Source organism: Pseudoalteromonas sp. B62, from assembly GCF_037162565.1.
GTDB lineage: Bacteria > Pseudomonadota > Gammaproteobacteria > Enterobacterales > Alteromonadaceae > Pseudoalteromonas > Pseudoalteromonas fuliginea.
Window position 1 is genome coordinate 193,613 of record NZ_JARLVB010000001.1, and the last position, 18,002, is coordinate 211,614.

Genomic DNA, 18,002 nt, shown 5'->3' on the forward strand with positions numbered 1-18,002 from the left:
TAGTTACGCCAATAAAAACATGACTAAAAACAGAGTTCACATGCAGATTAACCAAGTTTCAAACCAATTAAAAGCCCTTATCTCAGAAAAACACCTCATTGAGCTTGCAAAAACCTCTGGATTTCAAGTTCGACACCGTTGCCTGTCGATCGTTTCTCTGCTCAAAGCCGTATTTAAAAGCTTATCTTGCCTGCAAGACGCTAACTTGTCAGATATCCATCAAAACTTGCGAACGCAGGCTGATTGCACGATAAGTTATAAACCCTTTCATAATCAAATTCGAAAACCAGCCTTGACTGAGCTTGTCCGTGAGCTCGTTATTCAAGCGATGTCTAAATTGACTGTAAACACGCTGGATAAAACCTTTTTTACCCAGCGAGGAATACAGCGAGTGTTATTGCAAGATGGTTCTTCATTTGCTCTACATGATGAATTAGCGCAGGTTTTTGCTGGTCGTTTTACTGCTGTAAGTCCTGCCGCAATTGAGTTGCACGTTACCTATGACCTATTTAATGAACAACCCTGCGAAATAGATATTCGTCCTGATGTTGAAACTGAGCGCGCCTTTTTACCAGGTAGCCACACACTTGAAGATACGTTATTACTTGCTGATGCTGGGTATTTTGACTTAGATTACTTTGAGCAAGTAGCTCAAGATGGCGGATATTTTTTGATCAGAGCAAATAAAAACATTAACCCAATCGTTACATCAGCTTATTGCGCGGGTATAGAACTTAAGGAAAAGAACATTAAAATCAAAACGTTACTCGATAAATTCGCAAGCCAACCACTTGAATTAACAGTACGTTGGAAGAAAAATGGGCCCGAGTACAGGCTTATCTATTTACCAAATGAAAAGCGCCCCGTTTTCCTTGTTACTAATTTAAAAGAGGCACAGTTTAGCTTTGACGAACTACTCGATATATATGCAACTCGTTGGCAAATTGAGTTGTTTTTCAAAGAACTAAAGTCATGGAATAACCTTAAAGGGTTCATCACACGAGATCCTCATATTGCCGAATCATTGGTTTGGCTGAGCATACTGCAAACACTTATCAAGCGTTTTATCTGCCATAGTGCAGCGGGTATGTTTAAGTGTGCGATCTCGACATTTAGAGCGAGTAAGTGCAGTTATCTTTGGTTGGATGATATTCTGGATTGCATAGAACAAACACGGTGCAGCCATAAGATACATCGTGTATTTGAGCTACTAGCGGTAAATTGTAAGCGGCAAAGCATTGAGAAAAACAATGATATTTGCCGTTTTAAGATAGGAAGTCACACGGTCTGTGTTCCTTAAGAACTAAGCTATGAAGGGATGTTAACGTATCGCCAATTTCAATGTGCTTAAAATGAGGTTGTAATAAAGGAATGTAAAATGCCATGGTAATATTAAATAATTAAATTTTTTGTAGTTTAACATTAGTGGGCGTTTTTAATAAAACTACTTAATAAAAACCGAACGGTTTAACAAAAATATACATTTCTTTTTGACTGACACCCATCTTAATTTATCTATACAACTTGTTTCTAAAAATGCAAAATTTAGGATGGGCGTCTGGCTTATTTATCTTTGTTTTTTAGCAAGCTTGTGACGCATCATTACTGGGAAATGGGATACATGATAATTAACAAAAGCAAAAACTTAGATGTTTATACATCGGCTCGTCTTGACTTCAAGGGAGCGTCCATATGTGTCATGTTAATTTGTTTTATTAATATTTAGTCAAAGTTAGACATAGCCAAAGTATAACTTGTATAAAGCAATGCAGCGTCTGCTCGGATAACGTGTTCTAGTAACGCCTGTGCTCCTAATTATACTGATGGGCATTGACATAAACTATAAGCCTGACTTAATATCAACTGGCTAAAAATCAAGCAGGAAAGAAGTAAATTTATTCTACAGGATGCTTACCTCTTTTTTCTAAAGAACATTTCTTTTTGACTGACACCCATCTTAATTTATCTATACAACTTGTTTCTAAAAATGCAAAATTTAGGATGGGCGTCTGGCTTATTTATCTTTGTTTTTTAGCAAGCTTGTGACGCATCATTACTGGGAAATGGGATACATGATAATTAACAAAAGCAAAAACTTAGATGTTTATACATCGGCTCGTCTTGACTTCAAGGGAGCGTCCATATGTGTCATGTTAATTTGTTTTATTAATATTTAGTCAAAGTTAGACATAGCCAAAGTATAACTTGTATAAAGCAATGCAGCGTCTGCTCGGATAACGTGTTCTAGTAACGCCTGTGCTCCTAATTATACTGATGGGCATTGACATAAACTATAAGCCTGACTTAATATCAACTGGCTAAAAATCAAGCAGGAAAGAAGTAAGTTTATTCTACAGGATGCTTACCTCTTTTTTCTAAAGAAACATAAAGCAAAGGAATCGCAAATGAAAGCCGATGGACATATAAAGATATCTGTAGAAGCAATTACTCAAATGCAAAAAAACTGTCAAGTGGAAAGGAAACTCTGTAGCCTTCCAATATTCGTAAATGGGACTTATCAGTGGAGCAACCCCGAAGTTTCAAATCGAGCTGATTTTATCTCTGCATTTATTGCCTACATGGTCAACCTTAGAGCATATAATTTTAACGCTTTCGATCCTAGAAAAAATCTTGCAAGACGAATCGCAGCGGTTGATTTTGATGAAAGTTGGACACATGAAGCTCCAACTGGCCAGCGTTATCACTTCATGAAATCTTCTAATGAAACCGAATATGACTCATACATTAATGGCTGTGTGTTCATTAAGGAGAAGATGGATCGATGGGTGATTGAGTGTAAGCAAAAAGTTAATATTTTAAAACAGCTTCAAAATGATAATGAAAATGTAACTTTTCAAACTAGGAGGTACGGGGTAAAACATTTAGCTTTGGCTTTACACGCATTACAAGATTCATTTTCTCCAGCCCATACAGTAAGAAGTGAAAAAGCTATATATCAAATCAAATGCAGAAAAGCAGGGCGCGAGCATACTTTGTTAAAAATGTTAACCAAAAAGAAGTTCTTCTCTAAAAGCATCATCATAACAAGCTCTTACACACTTACTTCTTATTGACCCCTTGCTTTTCGTATGCTGCTTTATCATGTTCCTAACGACGCGTCTAAATAGTGCCATATGTTGCGCACTTAATGGCTCATTTATTTGACAGGCATCTTCTTTAAATACGACATCCAGTATCCAGTGTTGCTGATTTTCTATCAGCCAATGTTGTCTTATTGCTTTACTTATCAATATATTGTCTGTCAACGATGTTAGGTAGTAATGTGTGTCAATACTCGTTCTATTACCCTTCGTTCGCTCTCGCTGCACCGCAACGATTGTCCTAACTGATGGCCAGCTCTCTTTAATTTCACTCGGTAATAAACGCGCATCAAGACAATCTATCGTGCGTACTTCTTTTCGCCCATGCCCTGCATCTTGTGTTACATGACTAAGTATCTCTGAGTTTTCAGATTCATACTGGTGTGTAAATGCATCTTGAATCGCGCTATAAAGTTTCTTTTGATTACCCTTTGCTTGCACTAGATAATCTGCATGTCTGCTAATTAGCTGTTTTAGCGTTTCTTTTTGGCAGTGCAAAGCATCAAGTGTAATGACGGTGTTATTGATATCGAGTATTTTCAATAAATCCCGAACTGCCGGTATTTCATTCGTCTTACTGCCAACTGTTTGGTGGAATAATGTGAGACCTGCCTCACAATCAAATGCTGAGACGAGGTGTAATTTATCAGCAATGTGTTTACTTGCTCCGCGAATAGTTTTGCCATCGAAGGCAATGACAGGATGCGCTGATTTAACGCGGTTTTGATTGACCCAGCTATACATCGCGAGTAGTAATGAGTCAGTATCAACGGTTCTAAAAATCCGAGCAATACTATGTCGAGTGGGTATGCCATTTTTGAAAGAACGAAATCCTCTTAACCAATTAAGCTTACTTTCGCCATAGACTTCAATATCTTGCCAGTTTTCACACCCTGATGTAACGGCAGTAATAATAAGAAAAAGCACATCAACTAAGTTATGGTGTTGATTTATATGTGAACGATTATCTTTGACGAGTTCTAAATGTGAGAAGAGTGACATAATAAGTTTAAGGTGATTAAATTTATGGTATTAGATCATAAAATTTGTTTATTTACAAAGTGTGATCCCGCCCTGTGCAGAAAAGAAGCTATGATCAGTGGTGTTGATGCTGCAGAAGCTAACCACCCCCATCCAATCATTAAAATATTTGATTATGATAAGCAGAAACATGGTTCACCAATAGACACAATTACTCCACACTCCAAAGGTGATATACACTCAGGGTCTTTGAATACTAATTCAGGTAAACTAGCTGTAAAAGCAACACAAGAGTTGATTATTTGGGGGTTACAATCGGTTTCTCAAAATAAAGATTCACTAGCTGGTTGGGGAGCATATAAAGCAAAGTGGTTAGCACAAAAAAACCTACCTAGTACGGAAAATTATAAATGTTCATAAGTAAAAGTAAATTAAAACGGATATTGTTTAATAAGATTTCTGGATCTATCTATTGGTTACTCGTATGGCCTTATATTAGTATGATTTTTCAATCCAATTCGCATTATCCTGCCTACCTTAAACCTATAGGTGTGTTTTTTGTTTCTTCAGATTCATCAGCGCCTGAAGGATACTATACAAGTATGTCCTATTTTATCAGTGACATTTTTCCTGCTATATTTTTCTGGGGGATATGGGCGGGAATAGTTATTATATTACCAGCAGCTAAATTTAAAAAAGATTAAAATTATCGCCATTTTAAACTACAGCTAAACTATGAAGCTACTTTAATCAGTTAAAGTTAAAATAGACAGCCACTATAATTAAACAAACAAAACGTTGCCATTAAATTTAATTTGTTGGTTAAGAATTTATCTTTTACTACTCGATTACTTACATTTCATCCATAAAAAAATTAGCACGCTTAAACCTAAATTCGGCCCATGAAAATAACTGCATGGTGCAGTTGTGATTTATTACTGAATAGTTTTACTGAGTAGTTTAAGTTTTATGCCAATAGCTTTTCGCAGTTACTGATATTCGCTCGCCGCTTTCGCTTTAAGTTTTCACAATAACTTTTTTGTGAGGCTGGCCTGCCTACTGCGCCATGAAATACGCGCGTAAATTGGGTTGTAAGCTTTAACCAGTTTTCGGGGGAAATATTAACTCTTTCGAGTAAGGGTAAGTGTGTACTTTTAATATAACCGCGTTTATCCTCTCGTATACAACGCCCTGTTAATTCAACAAGTTCAAGGTACGATTTAAGCTCAAACGGGAGTCCTTTTGGCATTATCTGACGTGGCATTCCTGCAAAGCGCAGTAGTTGTTTTGGTTGTTTGCCTTCTTTTGCGTATGTTAGTCGTTGTTTAACGCTGGTGTGGTCTGATTCCTCAGGCGTTTTAGCCATTTTAGCTCTAATTGGGTTTAAATCGACATACGCCATACAAGCGGCAAGTGCTGCTTCATCTAATAATGCTTGTGATGTGAATCTGCCTTCCCAGAACCGTCCTGTGCAGTTATCTTCTTTATTTGCTCTGCGCGCAATGTTTTCATTTAACAACCGCATAAACCAGCTAATACTTGATAGGCGCTCGCGGTAGTCGTTTACTGTTTGATTGAAAAAGATAAGTTCGGCTTTACTTAGCTTTTCACCCTGTATGTATTTTTGCGTAAGTACAGTACCTTTACAGATCTTATGCCAGCGAATGATAATCGCTTTATCGTTTAATCGATTCGCTTTTTTATCATCAACATACAGTACTAAGTGGGTGTGATTACTCATAACAGCGTAAGCACATACATCAATACAAAATACCTTCGCTAATTCAAGCAGCTTATCTTTAACCCACCCTCGTCGATGCTCGTAAGATTGACCAGTAAAACGGTCTTCGCCACATAAAAATGCACGGCGCACGCAACGCGAAATACAGTGGTAGTATTTTGTATCAACCAAACTTACTTGTCGTTTTCTTGCAATTGCCATAAGACACCCTGCTTGTTTTTTGTACTAATTAAAGGCTAGCCTTTAATTTTGAAAAGTGCAAAATTTAGGATGGGAAAATTTAGGATGGGTGTCTAGTTTATTTCTTGTAAAACGGTCTTCGCCACATAAAAATGCACGGCGCACGCAACGCGAAATACAGTGGTAGTATTTTGTATCAACCAAACTTACTTGTCGTTTTCTTGCAATTGCCATAAGACACCCTGCTTGTTTTTTGTACTAATTAAAGGCTAGCCTTTAATTTTGAAAAGTGCAAAATTTAGGATGGGTGTCTAGTTTATTTCCTATAAAGCTAACGCCTCAAACAACAGCGCATAGGATGGCGTTGTTTTTACAGGCTTTTTCTTTTAGCAAAAACAATGACAGCCGTTTATGCGTCTGATTGATTTGACTTGTTAAGTCTCGTTTTATACTGAGCTAGCTTTTGCAAAAACTGCTCTATGAAGTCTTTATCTGCTGACTCTGCTGTAAGCGATAAAGCAAACTTCGCTTCATTTCTTATTTCTTCGCATTGCTCAATTGTGGCACCATCATTACTGCAAAATTTAGGATGGGTGTCTAGTTTATTTGTTTATTAAAACAAATTTGTGCGGATTCAACTGCTCTTTTTAAATCACTAGATACAATATAGTGATTCTCATATTTATTCATTTCATCAAGTTCAGGTAGATTACCAGCAACAATACCTGATTGATCGTATTTCCTAACCCAATCAGTAAAACCACTCGCGGAAACGCGAGGATAAATTGCACCGGTCGGCTTACCATGCCGAATTAAGACTATTTCCATTAGAAACCTAACGCCACCTTAAGCGGCAATAAAATAGCTGGCTAAAATTAGCGAGGAACGAGCAAAAGCCAGCTGTTTTTTGTCCGTTTGAAGGTCTTGTTAAATTTACTGCTACGATAAACCGTAAAATTTGGTGATGCCTGCACCTAATACATTAGCAGCAGTTGCCAAAGATATAGCCCAGCCACCACTCGCAGCTTTAGAGCACATATTACCAATCCAAGAACTTACATTGGTACCAAACTGACCTTTAGGACTAATTGTGCCATCATTGTCTATTGCATGCTTTAGTTCTGCTATATCGTTTTCAGGGACATTATGCTTAGACAGATACTCTGCTAGCTCCTCAAAATTATTAGACTCACTAATAGTCATTTCTAAATCTTGAGTAAGCTCACTATCAGTAACGTCACCTAATACACCTTGAAAGTTCTTTATATTTATATTTGTACTCATATGTGCCTTTTTAACTTCTTCATGACTGAAACTAAGCCCTTCGCCAGTTACACCTTCTTGCTCTAATTTCAGAGCCCATTGCAAAATTGTGTTACGAACATTGTCTACAACAGGGACCAATGACGTTGCTGAAAAGCTAAGACGAAATTGATACTCAACCTGAAAAAATTCTTGCAACGATGACAGTTGAGAACCGGTAAAGGGAATTAAGAAACCTTTCCCATGTTTAGAAATAATCCCTTCTATTTCAGCTATTGACTGACGAAAGTGAAACACAGATAGAGTATCTTCTATTTCGTTGTCACCAACTTGAACTGGAATTGGACCTCGGACCGGATTTATAGCCTGTAATGCACCTTTTATGCGTCGATACATTGGCACTTCACTACCTGAGTTATACCCATTCATTTCAGCTTCAATCCACTGTCTTGAGTCTTCAATTGACAGTTTTATGGCAACAGCAAACGCCTTGCGGAGTAAGGATTGAATTGAAATATTGTCATTCATTGCGTCTGCTTGCAATTCTAAGATTATTGAACTCATATATCCTCGTAAATTTAACGCCCCAATAAGGGGCTGATAATAGTTTGCTAAAATGTGTAGCGAAGCGGAACCGAGCAAACTGTTAGCAGTCCCGCTTAATTGGCTTGTTATGTGTAAACTTGCTCCAAACAGCTGAATTCACTAAAGATAACTTTAAAAGTAGAGCCTGAACGAAGTTCTAAAACATGTTGGAATAAACCGTCAACAATAGATATTTCATGTGTTAATACATCACCATGAAATGTGTCACCATAATTAAATGGGTTTTCAGAACCCAAGATTTCATATGACTTAACATTAAAATAGTTAAGTACAATATCACGATCATGTTGCTGACCGAGTAAATTTAAAACAATAGATAATGATGGTTCAAATGGGCGGATTTTATTTCTATTTTCAGCGATAGTAATCGATGTTACCCACGAATCATGAAGAGATTGAGGGTGGTTTAATTCATATCGCTCACTATTTGAAGCGAATTCAAATAATTCATTTGGATAAATATCCTTATTTGAATTTAGATTAGAAATATATTGGTCAAAACTAGAATTCATTCACCTAACTTCCATTTACACATAACGCCTTAATAACAGGCAATAAAATAGTTGGCTAAAATTAGCGACGAAGGAGCAAAAGCCAACTGTTTTTTGTCCTTGTTTATTAACTTGTTAGTTTCTCGACAGTAAATGAACCTGTCAATTTGTAATTTGCAATTAAGAATATTAAAGCCAATATTGCGCCAAACATAGAAAGACCGCCAGCCAACCACTTTGTTCTACGGTATGACTTTTCTCCAGCTTTTACTCGTTCCCATTCTGCTTTTAATAAAGGCTTTGAATCGTCAATTAAATTTTTAGATAGCAAAGCGGCATCATTGTACTTGTTAGCATTAAATGCAATTTGGATATTGTTTAGTGAATCTAGAAAAGCTTGATTCTTTTCTCTCAAAGCCTCATCTGGATCTTGTGCATTTATGCGAGTTAGCATTGATGTACAAGATTTTACGTATTCTTTATGGGACTCTTGTATGTCATCTGGTTTTGAAGGTGCTTGTTGAGTCCGAGTTGAATAGTAATATGAAATATAATAGAGACTCGCAACAATAGTTGTTACTTCATTTCTTAACCCATCTATCCATGCTTGGCGGAACTCCGATACTTTTTGCTCTTTATTATTGATTAAGTTAAAAAGAGAAAAATTCCAGCCATAGTGGCTGCAAATAAGGTTCCAAATACTAATATCGATTTATCCACGATTCTACCCTAGAGAACTAACGCCTAATTAACAGGCAAAAAATGGTTGGCTAAAATAAGTGAACGGAGTGAACAAAAAGCCAACTGTTTTTTGTCCTTGTTTAATTTCTTGTTATGTTTTTTTATGACCCGTTTTCAATTTTTTGAGACTGCCAAGTACCGCTACAATTATATAAATCTTTCCAAGTACCATTAGCTTTATTTCCAGTGTTTGACATTACACCATTGTAGTCAACGGCGGTAATTATCGTGATTGCAAATCCTCCGGCAACCTGATTATTAGCATCAATAGTTCCTGAAACGGTATAACCACGACCAAAAGTATCTCTAGCTGAACCGACTATCTTATTATGTAATATTTCAACAATACCTGTTGCATCGGCGCACGTATCGCCATTTTTGTCTAAATCTGTATTTGCTACAGCCACAATTTTATGTAAGTTTTTTACTCTAGTATCGACATTGTTCTCTACAGATGAACATCCCGCTATACATAAGAAAGCTAAACTTACGGTAATAAATTTCATGAAAACTACTCCTTGTTGGATAAAAACATAACGCCCCAATAAGGGGCTAAAAATTGTTTGCTAAAATGTGTAGCGAAGCGAAACCGAGCAAACTGTTTTTAGTCCTGCTTAATTGGCTTGTTAGGTAACTATTTACGCTTTTTTCTTCTTCTGCGCTTTTGCACTACATTTCTATCAAAGCTTCTAGGAGGCCTCTTTATTTTTGGAGCTTTCGGTATTCTCCTTACAGAATTTATAGCGTAAGCGATTAAGGAAACCACAAGCAACATATACAATATTATTACTAAATAAAACTCGAAAGGCTCACTTTCTACATTAATTGTAAAATGTTTGAAAGATGTTTCGCCTTTCGTAATACCAATATAAATTAGCCAAATACAAGTGAGTAACGATAGCGCTCCTTCTATTAGTTTACGCATAGCCGATTGAGTTACCTAACGCCCATTTAAGAGGCAAAATATAGTTGGCTAAAATAGGTGAACGTAGTGAACAAAAAGCCAACTGTATTTTGTCCTGCTTGAAATTCTTGTTATGTTCGTTTTTGCAATTTTGGAGTTTGTTTTTCGAATAAAAAGCCTAAGGTATCAGCAATGTGTCCTACTGCGGTAACACCCCTAAGTGTCAGTTCTTGATCGATACTAAAATAGCGACTCACATTATTGCCAAATGATTTAATTATATTGTTAATTTCCCCGGTATTGAATATTTCAATAAACCGAGTACATGGTGCCGATTTCTGATTGCATGAATCTGTACAATTTTTGGCATCTACTGCTAGCTCTTCGTAGTTACTTACCAACACCTCTAGCTCTACTTTATTATCCGCCGCACTAGCCAATGCGCTTATAAAGATGGAAAGCCAAGTCAAAGTAATTATTAAAACTCGAATTTTCAATTTTTTCTCCAAGAACATAACATTTTAGTATTTATGCGACACGCAGTTTGTGTTGCATAATCGCTTGTTGGACTGAGGCGCTACCTGCTCGGTGTATAGAGTTGGTGTTGTTTATGCTATGGGAATTTGTTTTTTAGAGGCTCTAGCTAAATCAGCTAATTTAATAAGCTTACCTATTATAATTTAAGCTTTCCCTGCATTGCTCAGCGTTTATTATCTATTCATTAAACCGAATGTTTAACCGTTAAGCAAGGATATTTTTCGCTCGCACAGTCGCTATTAGCCTGAGCAATTAAGCAGGTTAACTTATTAATTTGATGCAGCAAGCAAGGCTGCTAACTCGTTCGCGCTATTTTATTTGTCGCCTCATCTAAATTCATCACACCAATAAATCGTAAGGTACCTGCCTTACAATGCTGGCAAGGCCAATGCGGTATCAGTGTTACGTTTTCTGTCTTTAGCTTCTCCACTTTACCTATGTGTGATTCTTGTGACCTTATTAGTGCTAACTTTCGCTTGCGACATGCATTAGCTAAAAAACCATAGTGACGAATGCGCATAAACCCTTTCGGCAATACATGTTGTAAGTAACGCCGTAAAAATTCATCACAGCTCAGTGTCATTACTTTATCGCGGTTCTTATCTGCATAATCTCGGTATTTAAAACTCACAGTTTGTTTATTTGCTCTCACTAAACGTGATTCTGACATTACGCCTTTTCGGGTATAGCGAGCAAGGTAGCTAACTAAATTTTCACTGTACGTTAAACAGGCTTTGCTATAAACACACCATTTGGTTGGCATGTTTATCTTCGTAAATGAACTATCGCATTCATTTAACGCCGCCAGCATTTTACCTCTAAAGACTGTTGATAACGCTTTCACGGGGTATAAATAGCCTTTTTCTATTTCATGCCAGTGCGTTTTTTCAAGTGCACCTGCGGGTATCAAACAATGCAAGTGGATATGCTGACTTAAGTTTTGCCCCCATGTATGCAGTACGCTTGTCATGCCTAACTGACCATGCCTCTTTCGTTTCGCGAATTTGTTCAGCGTTTGCCATGCGGCTTTAAATAAACAATGATACAACGCGTTTGGGTTGTAGTGCGCAATGACATTTAACTCATGGGGGAGCGTAAAAACAAGGTGGAAATACCGACACGGTAATAAATCCTCTTGCTGCCTTTGCACCCACTTAGCCGTAGCCATGCCTTGGCAACGCGGACAATGACGGTCTCGACAGCTACATCCAATCTTTTGTGACTCACCACAGTTATCACATTGCCATGCTTGGTAACCGAGCTGACCCGTTCTGCATGATTGAAGGTGCTGACAGACACGCAGTTGTTGATAGCTCATCGTATGATGCTGGCGATAATTCTCAAGATTCGAGTTTAAAATATCAGCGAGGTGTAAAGCGCTCATTGTTTACTCCAGCTCGCAAGTAAATCAATGCCGCCATGCCCTAATTCAGGTAACCAATGTAAGTAACTTTGTGTGGTTTTAATATCACTGTGACCAAGCTGATGTTGCAGTTGATGAAGTGGCATACCTGATTCAAGTTGGTGTGTTGCATAAGCATGGCGTAGTGCATGTGGATTACAGTGTTTTAAACCACACATTTGTGCATGTTTTTTCAATGCCTTTCTGAAGCTTGAAGGTGACATAGGTTTATCCATTAACCATCGTGAATAAAACATCCAGCCTGTTGGGTGATACATTTTCCAATAGCGACGTAATTGATTTAGCACGCTATCTGATACAACAACATAACGTGACTTATCTCCTTTACCCTGTTCAATTAAAATGGTTTTACGCTGTCCATCGATATCTTGCACTTTGATGCGCAGCAGTTCGCCAATACGCAAACCACATCCATAACACACCACTATCAATGTTTTTAAGCGCATATCGGTGCAACTTTCTATAAGCCGTCGCATGTCATCGCGCGATAAATACGTGGGTGCGCGAAGTTTTACTTTTGGCAGTACAATATCTAAGTTAAGTGGCTGATGTAAAATATTCTTAAACAAGAACCAAATACTGTTTATCTGTATTTTTTGGCTTGCTCTAGAAAGTTTACGAATCGCAGGATCGTTAAAAAAGGCGTTAAGTTCCTCATCAGTAATCGAATCGAGCGGTTTATTAAAATAATGACTGAGTTTTAGTAAATGTTCACAGTAGCTTTTACATGTACTTTGCGAATAACCACGATAGGCTATTTCAGTTTTGACTTGTTCAATGAGTGTATTCATGACTTACCTCCAAGTTATGGGATAACCCCAAGGTAAGTGTGGCTCAAATGGTCAGAATAGGATCTCCGCGTAGCGGCTTAGTTCAACAATTTTATAGTGCGCTCATCGCGCATATATCTGCCAATGTCACGCTCATGTATTCAATAATTCTTTTTTAACAAATAACTTAACACATTGCTACATATAATTTTTTATTAGCACTCAAACTCTCAATAAAAGACAAAATGCGCTCGTCGCTCATTTTCTTGAATATGGGAGCAGCACAACTATACTGTATATAAATACAGCACTGTTATTGGTGGTAATATGAAAACACGTTCCCCATTTTTAAATTACATAGCTGAATATATGCTAGTTCGTCAATATTCATTACGCACCGTAGATACCTACCTAAGATGGATTGCATCTTATATCCATTTTCATAATAAGCGCCACCCCGCATCAATGGGAGACAACGAAGTCGAGCGCTATTTAGAACATTTAGTGTTAAAGCAAAACGTTGCACCACGTACGCAAGCCACCGCACTCAATTCATTGTCATTTTTATACAAGCACATAATAAAAAAAGAACTCTCATTAAATTTAAATTTTGCCCGTAGTAAAAAACAAGCAAAGCTCCCTGTCGTGATGACCCCAGAGGAAGTTAAAATGTTGATGGCTCATTTAAATAAGCGCTATTATTTAATTGCAGCCCTTATGTATGGAAGTGGCTTAAGAGTAATGGAAGCGGTGCAATTAAGAGTAAAAGATATTGATTTTGATTATAAATGCATTCAAGTATGGAATGGAAAAGGTAATAAACACCGCATTGTTACGCTGGCCACAGAGCTAATTCCTATACTGAGAAATCAAATTTTGAACGTTGATGACTATTTAAAACTGGATTTAAATAATACGAAATATTCTGGCGTATGGATGCCATATGCTTTAACAAAAAAATATCCAAGTGCCGCAAAATCGCTTGCGTGGCAATATTTATTTCCTTCTCATATATTAAGTTCAGATCCTCAAAGTGGTGAAATAAGGCGACATCATTTTCATCACTCTTGTATTAGAAAAGAGGTTAAAAAAGCCGTCCAAAAATCAGGGTTAACAAAAATAATAACACCTCATACATTAAGACACTCTTTTGCTACTCATCTACTGCAAAATGGCGCCGATATAAGAACTGTTCAAGCTCAGCTTGGCCATTCTGATGTTAAAACTACACAAATTTATACCCATGTACTACAACAAGGTGCTAACGGGGTTATCAGCCCTTTTTCAAGATTATAAGCGTCTCTTTTTAGTCCTCTACGCATACATATTCGCTTTAAGACCAATACCGCTATCTATTTCTACTTTAAAAAACACATAAAAAAGCCCCGCTTGTTTTTACACAAGCGGGGCTCCACACTAATTTTTTACTCAAGAATAAAAGCGCCGATACTGCGGGCGCTTTGCATCATTGAATTTAATTTTACTGATTAACTACGCTTTTAAGCGGGTTAATCGGCTGTGCGTTATCGTCTAGTATGTTCATATCAAAATCGAACTCATCTACACGAATCGCTTTTTCACGTTTGATGTTGTAATCAATTAACTGAACGTGTTCAGCTTGGGTAATTACGTTCGCCGCTAGTGCGTTATCAAGCGTAATGTTAAAACGTGCACCTGGTTTAATTACTTTAGCACGTAGTGCTTTTTTAACTTTAGCCAGCTCGCCAAGTGATGCCATTTTAGCTTTGTAAGCTTGCTCATTAATATGATGACCATCGCCCTCAACTGGCTTAACTAAATGCGTAATTTGCGCTTTAAATGCGGTATCTAGCTGAGCTTGCTTAGCTAGATCGCGGATTAAATCATCGCTAATTTTTGGCATTTTAGTTGAGTAGTTCATTGTAATAAAACGAATAAACTTACGTGTACCACTTGCAGGGAAGTTATCTAAAAACTTATGCAATGCTTCTTCAGCACTTTGTAGTGCAAAACGCGTCGCGTAATGGAAATACGGCGCTGCTTGCTCACGGTCACTACTTGATACTTTTTGCTCGTAATATTTAATTGATGCCATAGCTGCATATAAGAAGCTCATTACATCGCCTAAACGTGCCGATAGCATTTCTGCTTGTTTTAACTTACCGCCAAGTACAAGTAACGAAAAGTCTGCGTACACTGCAAGTTTTGCAGATAACTTATGTACTGCTTTTTCGTAGTCGCGTACTTCTGGTAATTCAGAGTTTGCACTTGCTGTAAATGGTAAAACACCAAGGCGGAAAGCACGTAAGCTGTTTGCTGTGCTGTAGCCAATTGTTTTACGTAAAATACCGTTAAATTCTTTATCTGCGCCTTTGTCTTCGCTATGAATTGACTCAACCATAGATTGTAAATATGGGTGACAACGCATAACACCTTGACCAAAAATCATCAGGTTACGAGTAAGAATGTTCGCGCCTTCTACCGTAATGGCAATCGGTTGTGCAACATAACCACTTGCTAAGGTATTTTGTGGACCGTTTTGAATCGCTTTACCTGCTTGAATATCCATTGCTGAATCAAGTACGTCGCGACCAAGCTCTGTCATGTGGTATTTAGCGATTGCGGTTACTACTGATGGTTTTAAGCCCATGCCTAAGCCTTCAGTTGTAAGTACACGCATTGCTTCTTGTAGGTATGTTTTACCTGCAATGTCAGCTAGTTTTTCTTGAATACCTTCAAATTGGCCAATCGCTAAACCAAACTGTTCACGCACTGCTGCGTATTCAGACGCTGATTTAAATGCAACTTGTGCTGTACTCACACCTAGCGCAGGTAATGAAATACCACGGCCGGCACCTAAACAGCTAACCAGCATTTGCCAACCACGGCCGATGTTTTTTTGCCCGCCAATAACAAAATCCATTGGTACAAATACTTTGTTACCACGTGTAGTACCGTTGTAAAAACGAATACCCATAGGGTCGTGGCGATTACCAAGCTCAACACCTGGGTGCTCTTTTGGAATAAGTGCACAGGTAATACCTAAGTTTTCTTTACCACCTAATAAACCATCAGGGTCAACTACTTTAAATGCTAAACCAAGTACGGTAGCAATAGGTGCTAGTGTAATGTAGCGCTTGTCCCAAGTAATTTCTAAACCAAGCACTTCTTCGCCGTTGTACATACCTTTAGTTACTTTACCAACATCAGGAATACCGCCTGCATCAGAACCCGCTTCTGGGCTTGTTAATGCAAAACATGGAATATCTGTACCATTTGCTAGGCGTGGTAGGTAATGTGCTTGCTGTTCTTGCGTACCAAAGTGAAGTAGTAACTCACCTGGGCCTAACGAGTTTGGAACCATGACGGTTACCGCAACTGCTGAACTTTTAGTCGCAATTGTGCCAACAATGGTTGAGTTTGCATAAGGGCTAAACTCTAAACCACCAAACGACTTAGGAATGATAAGCGAGAAAAAACGCTCTTTCTTCAAAAATTCTAAGATGTCATTTGGTAAATGAATGCCGTTTTGAATCACTGAATCGTCAATCATGCCCAGTAGTTCTTTTACTGGACCGTCTAAGAATGCTTGCTCGTCTGCGCTTAATGTAGCTGCAGGTACGTCGCGCAATGCGCTGAAATCAGGTTTACCTTGATAGATAGACCCTTCAAGCCATACATCACCCGCGTCTAGCGCTTCTTGTTCTGTGATAGAAATACTTGGTAATACTTTTTTTAGTTTTGTACGTAAACTCATGATTGAACTCATCCGACCAGCTAAATAATACCTACATTACGTCATAAAAAATCGTTTAGATCAATTACTCTATTCAATTAATTAACAGTTTTTTCAATTTATTTTCTTTACCTGAACGTAAACTGTTGAAACACAAAGGCTTACAGTTGTACGCTGAAAATAACTGTTTTTATTAAAATGACGAATAAAACAGCTAATAAACCTGAACTCTGGATAATAAATCTATCTCTAGCAGCTATTTTCAGTGCTAACTGCGTTGAATTTACTTGCAATAGGCCAGCTATTGACGCGTAAATTCGCCTTGTTTTCATTGAAAATCTCTGGCTAGAGAAAATAAATTTAAATATCACCATGATTCAATATGTTAGTAAACCTCTTAACCAGAGTTCAGGTTAATAAATAAAAATACGATTTGGTGGGATGCAAAATACATAAAATAGGCATAAAAAAACGCAGCATAAAATGCTGCGTTTTTTAAAGTGACGTATGCTTATGGTGCTACATGAACAACTTGTTTACCCGTAAAGCCACCCGCTAATTGCTTATTAAGCGCATCAGACACAGCCTGTGCATTAAACTCAACTGCGGTGAGTGCAGGCGTTTTAATATCGCCATTACACGCGCCTTCTAGCAATAAGTTACCCATAAAGCTTAAACGCTGTTGTGCACATAAACTATTAGCAAGCCATGCACCACCAAGCGATACCACGCTAATATTGGGCGCTCTGCGATACATTAGGTCCTGATCAAAGCATGGCAATGGATTTAGGCATGCAATTTTGCCGCAAAAACGCATTAACTCAATATTACGAGCTGTTGACTCACCACCAATTGTATCTATAACGGCATCAAAACCTTGTGGGCCGAGCTCTCTGCGAATTTTGTCACACAACTTTTTATCGTTGTAATCAAAAACCACCTCAGCACCTAACTGCTTAACCAGTTTATGGTTTCTTTTCGATGCAGTTGCAAAAACGTTTGCCCCCCGCTGCTTAGCATACTGAATAGCAAACTGCCCTACGGCCCCCGCACCACCTTCGATAAGTACAGTGTCGCCTTCGTTAATACTTAATTTGTCTATGCTTATAAGTGCAGCCATACCGGCACAAGGCAAAATAGCGGCCACCGCAGGGCTTAACCCTACTGGTAATACCGATACTGCGTAGTTAGGTACTTTTGTGTATTCACTCAATACACCTTGACCACCCACACTGGCATGCCACATGACCCGCTCACCCACGCTAGGAAAAACGCCTTTATTTGCTTTTACCACCACTCCCACGGCGTCAAGACCTAAAACATGGGGGTATTGCCAATTACAAAAACCCGATTTGGCAAATTGCCCATCAACAGGATTTAAGCCAACGTATTCAACTTTAATAAGCAATTCGTTGTCTGCACACTCTGGGACAGGCAATTGAACGTCAGCCAAGCTAATTTCTTCGTTTGGCTCTGGTAATACAATAGCGCGCATAGTGTGCGGTATAGTGTATTCATGTGTAACATCAGTATTAGGCATCAATATAAC

General features: G+C 38.1%; 16 protein-coding genes and 1 pseudogene. 4 read left to right on the forward strand and 13 right to left on the reverse strand.

Going from position 1 to position 18,002, the window contains the following annotated elements:
* The first annotated feature begins 40 nt into the window (after positions 1–40).
* A complete protein-coding gene (locus P4S71_RS00740; RefSeq protein ID WP_337119945.1) occupies positions 41–1,300 on the forward strand; it encodes an IS4 family transposase in 1,260 nt (419 codons plus the stop codon).
* Between the two features lie 1,105 nt (positions 1,301–2,405).
* Positions 2,406–3,074 (forward strand): hypothetical protein, encoded by a 669-nt coding sequence (locus P4S71_RS00745; protein WP_337149838.1) that lies wholly within the window; start codon positions 2,406–2,408, stop codon positions 3,072–3,074.
* Here P4S71_RS00745 and P4S71_RS00750 read toward each other — a convergent pair.
* The gene (locus P4S71_RS00750; RefSeq protein ID WP_096792602.1) at positions 3,006–4,103 is read right to left on the reverse strand and encodes an ISAs1-like element ISPsesp1 family transposase; all 1,098 of its coding nucleotides are present in this window, start codon (positions 4,101–4,103) and stop codon (positions 3,006–3,008) included. The two genes, P4S71_RS00745 and P4S71_RS00750, sit on opposite strands and share 69 nt — an antisense overlap.
* 24 nt (positions 4,104–4,127) lie before the next feature.
* Here P4S71_RS00750 and P4S71_RS00755 point away from each other — a divergent pair, with 24 nt between their 5' ends.
* On the forward strand, positions 4,128–4,502 hold the full coding sequence (locus tag P4S71_RS00755) for a hypothetical protein (RefSeq protein WP_337149839.1): 375 nt from the start codon (positions 4,128–4,130) through the stop codon (positions 4,500–4,502).
* 547 nt (positions 4,503–5,049) lie between these two features.
* Here P4S71_RS00755 and P4S71_RS00760 read toward each other — a convergent pair.
* The 10 genes and pseudogenes from P4S71_RS00760 to P4S71_RS00805 form a co-directional block, all read right to left on the reverse strand.
* Positions 5,050–6,024 (reverse strand): transposase, encoded by a 975-nt coding sequence (locus tag P4S71_RS00760; RefSeq protein ID WP_337149840.1) that lies wholly within the window; start codon positions 6,022–6,024, stop codon positions 5,050–5,052.
* A gap of 105 nt (positions 6,025–6,129) precedes the next feature.
* A pseudogene (locus P4S71_RS00765) lies at positions 6,130–6,237 on the reverse strand (transposase); the annotation flags it as partial.
* Positions 6,238–6,600: 363 nt separating this feature from the next.
* Positions 6,601–6,831: a hypothetical protein gene (locus tag P4S71_RS00770; protein ID WP_337149841.1), complete on the reverse strand. Its 231-nt coding sequence runs from the start codon at positions 6,829–6,831 to the stop codon at positions 6,601–6,603.
* 111 nt (positions 6,832–6,942) lie between these two features.
* On the reverse strand, positions 6,943–7,830 hold the full coding sequence (locus P4S71_RS00775; RefSeq protein WP_337149842.1) for an AbiTii domain-containing protein: 888 nt from the start codon (positions 7,828–7,830) through the stop codon (positions 6,943–6,945).
* Between the two features lie 107 nt (positions 7,831–7,937).
* Positions 7,938–8,384, reverse strand: coding sequence for a hypothetical protein (locus P4S71_RS00780; protein WP_182672628.1), 447 nt, complete (start codon positions 8,382–8,384; stop codon positions 7,938–7,940).
* 106 nt (positions 8,385–8,490) lie between these two features.
* The gene (locus P4S71_RS00785) at positions 8,491–8,817 is read right to left on the reverse strand and encodes a hypothetical protein (RefSeq protein WP_337149843.1); all 327 of its coding nucleotides are present in this window, start codon (positions 8,815–8,817) and stop codon (positions 8,491–8,493) included.
* Between the two features lie 388 nt (positions 8,818–9,205).
* Positions 9,206–9,610, reverse strand: a complete 405-nt coding sequence (locus P4S71_RS00790; protein ID WP_337149844.1) for a hypothetical protein — start codon at positions 9,608–9,610, stop codon at positions 9,206–9,208.
* Positions 9,611–10,139: 529 nt separating this feature from the next.
* On the reverse strand, positions 10,140–10,505 hold the full coding sequence (locus tag P4S71_RS00795; protein WP_337149845.1) for a hypothetical protein: 366 nt from the start codon (positions 10,503–10,505) through the stop codon (positions 10,140–10,142).
* Between the two features lie 335 nt (positions 10,506–10,840).
* Positions 10,841–11,929 carry an IS91 family transposase gene (locus P4S71_RS00800; RefSeq protein ID WP_337149846.1) on the reverse strand — a complete coding sequence of 363 codons (1,089 nt, stop codon included), beginning with the start codon at positions 11,927–11,929 and terminating at the stop codon, positions 10,841–10,843.
* Positions 11,926–12,759: a tyrosine-type recombinase/integrase gene (locus tag P4S71_RS00805; protein WP_337149847.1), complete on the reverse strand. Its 834-nt coding sequence runs from the start codon at positions 12,757–12,759 to the stop codon at positions 11,926–11,928. The genes P4S71_RS00800 and P4S71_RS00805 overlap by 4 nt, the downstream gene beginning before the upstream one ends.
* 306 nt (positions 12,760–13,065) lie before the next feature.
* On the opposite strand from P4S71_RS00805, the gene P4S71_RS00810 reads away from it, so the two are divergent.
* Positions 13,066–14,034 carry an integron integrase gene (locus P4S71_RS00810; RefSeq protein ID WP_337149848.1) on the forward strand — a complete coding sequence of 323 codons (969 nt, stop codon included), beginning with the start codon at positions 13,066–13,068 and terminating at the stop codon, positions 14,032–14,034.
* Between the two features lie 184 nt (positions 14,035–14,218).
* Here P4S71_RS00810 and P4S71_RS00815 read toward each other — a convergent pair whose 3' ends face one another.
* Both P4S71_RS00815 and P4S71_RS00820 read right to left on the reverse strand, forming a co-directional pair.
* A complete protein-coding gene (locus P4S71_RS00815) occupies positions 14,219–16,474 on the reverse strand; it encodes an acyl-CoA dehydrogenase (protein ID WP_337149849.1) in 2,256 nt (751 codons plus the stop codon).
* Between the two features lie 490 nt (positions 16,475–16,964).
* Positions 16,965–17,993 (reverse strand): zinc-binding dehydrogenase, encoded by a 1,029-nt coding sequence (locus P4S71_RS00820; protein WP_096794516.1) that lies wholly within the window; start codon positions 17,991–17,993, stop codon positions 16,965–16,967.
* Positions 17,994–18,002 lie beyond the last annotated feature (9 nt).

Coding starts and splice junctions, on each gene's coding strand:
- P4S71_RS00745 (WP_337149838.1), top strand. CDS start 2,406: ATGAAAGCCGATGGACATATAAAGATATCTGTAGAAGCAATTACTCAA.
- P4S71_RS00760 (WP_337149840.1), bottom strand. CDS start 6,024: ATGGCAATTGCAAGAAAACGACAAGTAAGTTTGGTTGATACAAAATAC.
- P4S71_RS00740 (WP_337119945.1), top strand. CDS start 41: ATGCAGATTAACCAAGTTTCAAACCAATTAAAAGCCCTTATCTCAGAA.
- P4S71_RS00770 (WP_337149841.1), bottom strand. CDS start 6,831: ATGGAAATAGTCTTAATTCGGCATGGTAAGCCGACCGGTGCAATTTAT.
- P4S71_RS00755 (WP_337149839.1), top strand. CDS start 4,128: ATGGTATTAGATCATAAAATTTGTTTATTTACAAAGTGTGATCCCGCC.
- P4S71_RS00785 (WP_337149843.1), bottom strand. CDS start 8,817: ATGCTAACTCGCATAAATGCACAAGATCCAGATGAGGCTTTGAGAGAA.
- P4S71_RS00750 (WP_096792602.1), bottom strand. CDS start 4,103: ATGTCACTCTTCTCACATTTAGAACTCGTCAAAGATAATCGTTCACAT.
- P4S71_RS00775 (WP_337149842.1), bottom strand. CDS start 7,830: ATGAGTTCAATAATCTTAGAATTGCAAGCAGACGCAATGAATGACAAT.
- P4S71_RS00805 (WP_337149847.1), bottom strand. CDS start 12,759: ATGAATACACTCATTGAACAAGTCAAAACTGAAATAGCCTATCGTGGT.
- P4S71_RS00790 (WP_337149844.1), bottom strand. CDS start 9,610: ATGAAATTTATTACCGTAAGTTTAGCTTTCTTATGTATAGCGGGATGT.
- P4S71_RS00810 (WP_337149848.1), top strand. CDS start 13,066: ATGAAAACACGTTCCCCATTTTTAAATTACATAGCTGAATATATGCTA.
- P4S71_RS00815 (WP_337149849.1), bottom strand. CDS start 16,474: ATGAGTTTACGTACAAAACTAAAAAAAGTATTACCAAGTATTTCTATC.
- P4S71_RS00780 (WP_182672628.1), bottom strand. CDS start 8,384: ATGAATTCTAGTTTTGACCAATATATTTCTAATCTAAATTCAAATAAG.
- P4S71_RS00820 (WP_096794516.1), bottom strand. CDS start 17,993: ATGCCTAATACTGATGTTACACATGAATACACTATACCGCACACTATG.
- P4S71_RS00800 (WP_337149846.1), bottom strand. CDS start 11,929: ATGAGCGCTTTACACCTCGCTGATATTTTAAACTCGAATCTTGAGAAT.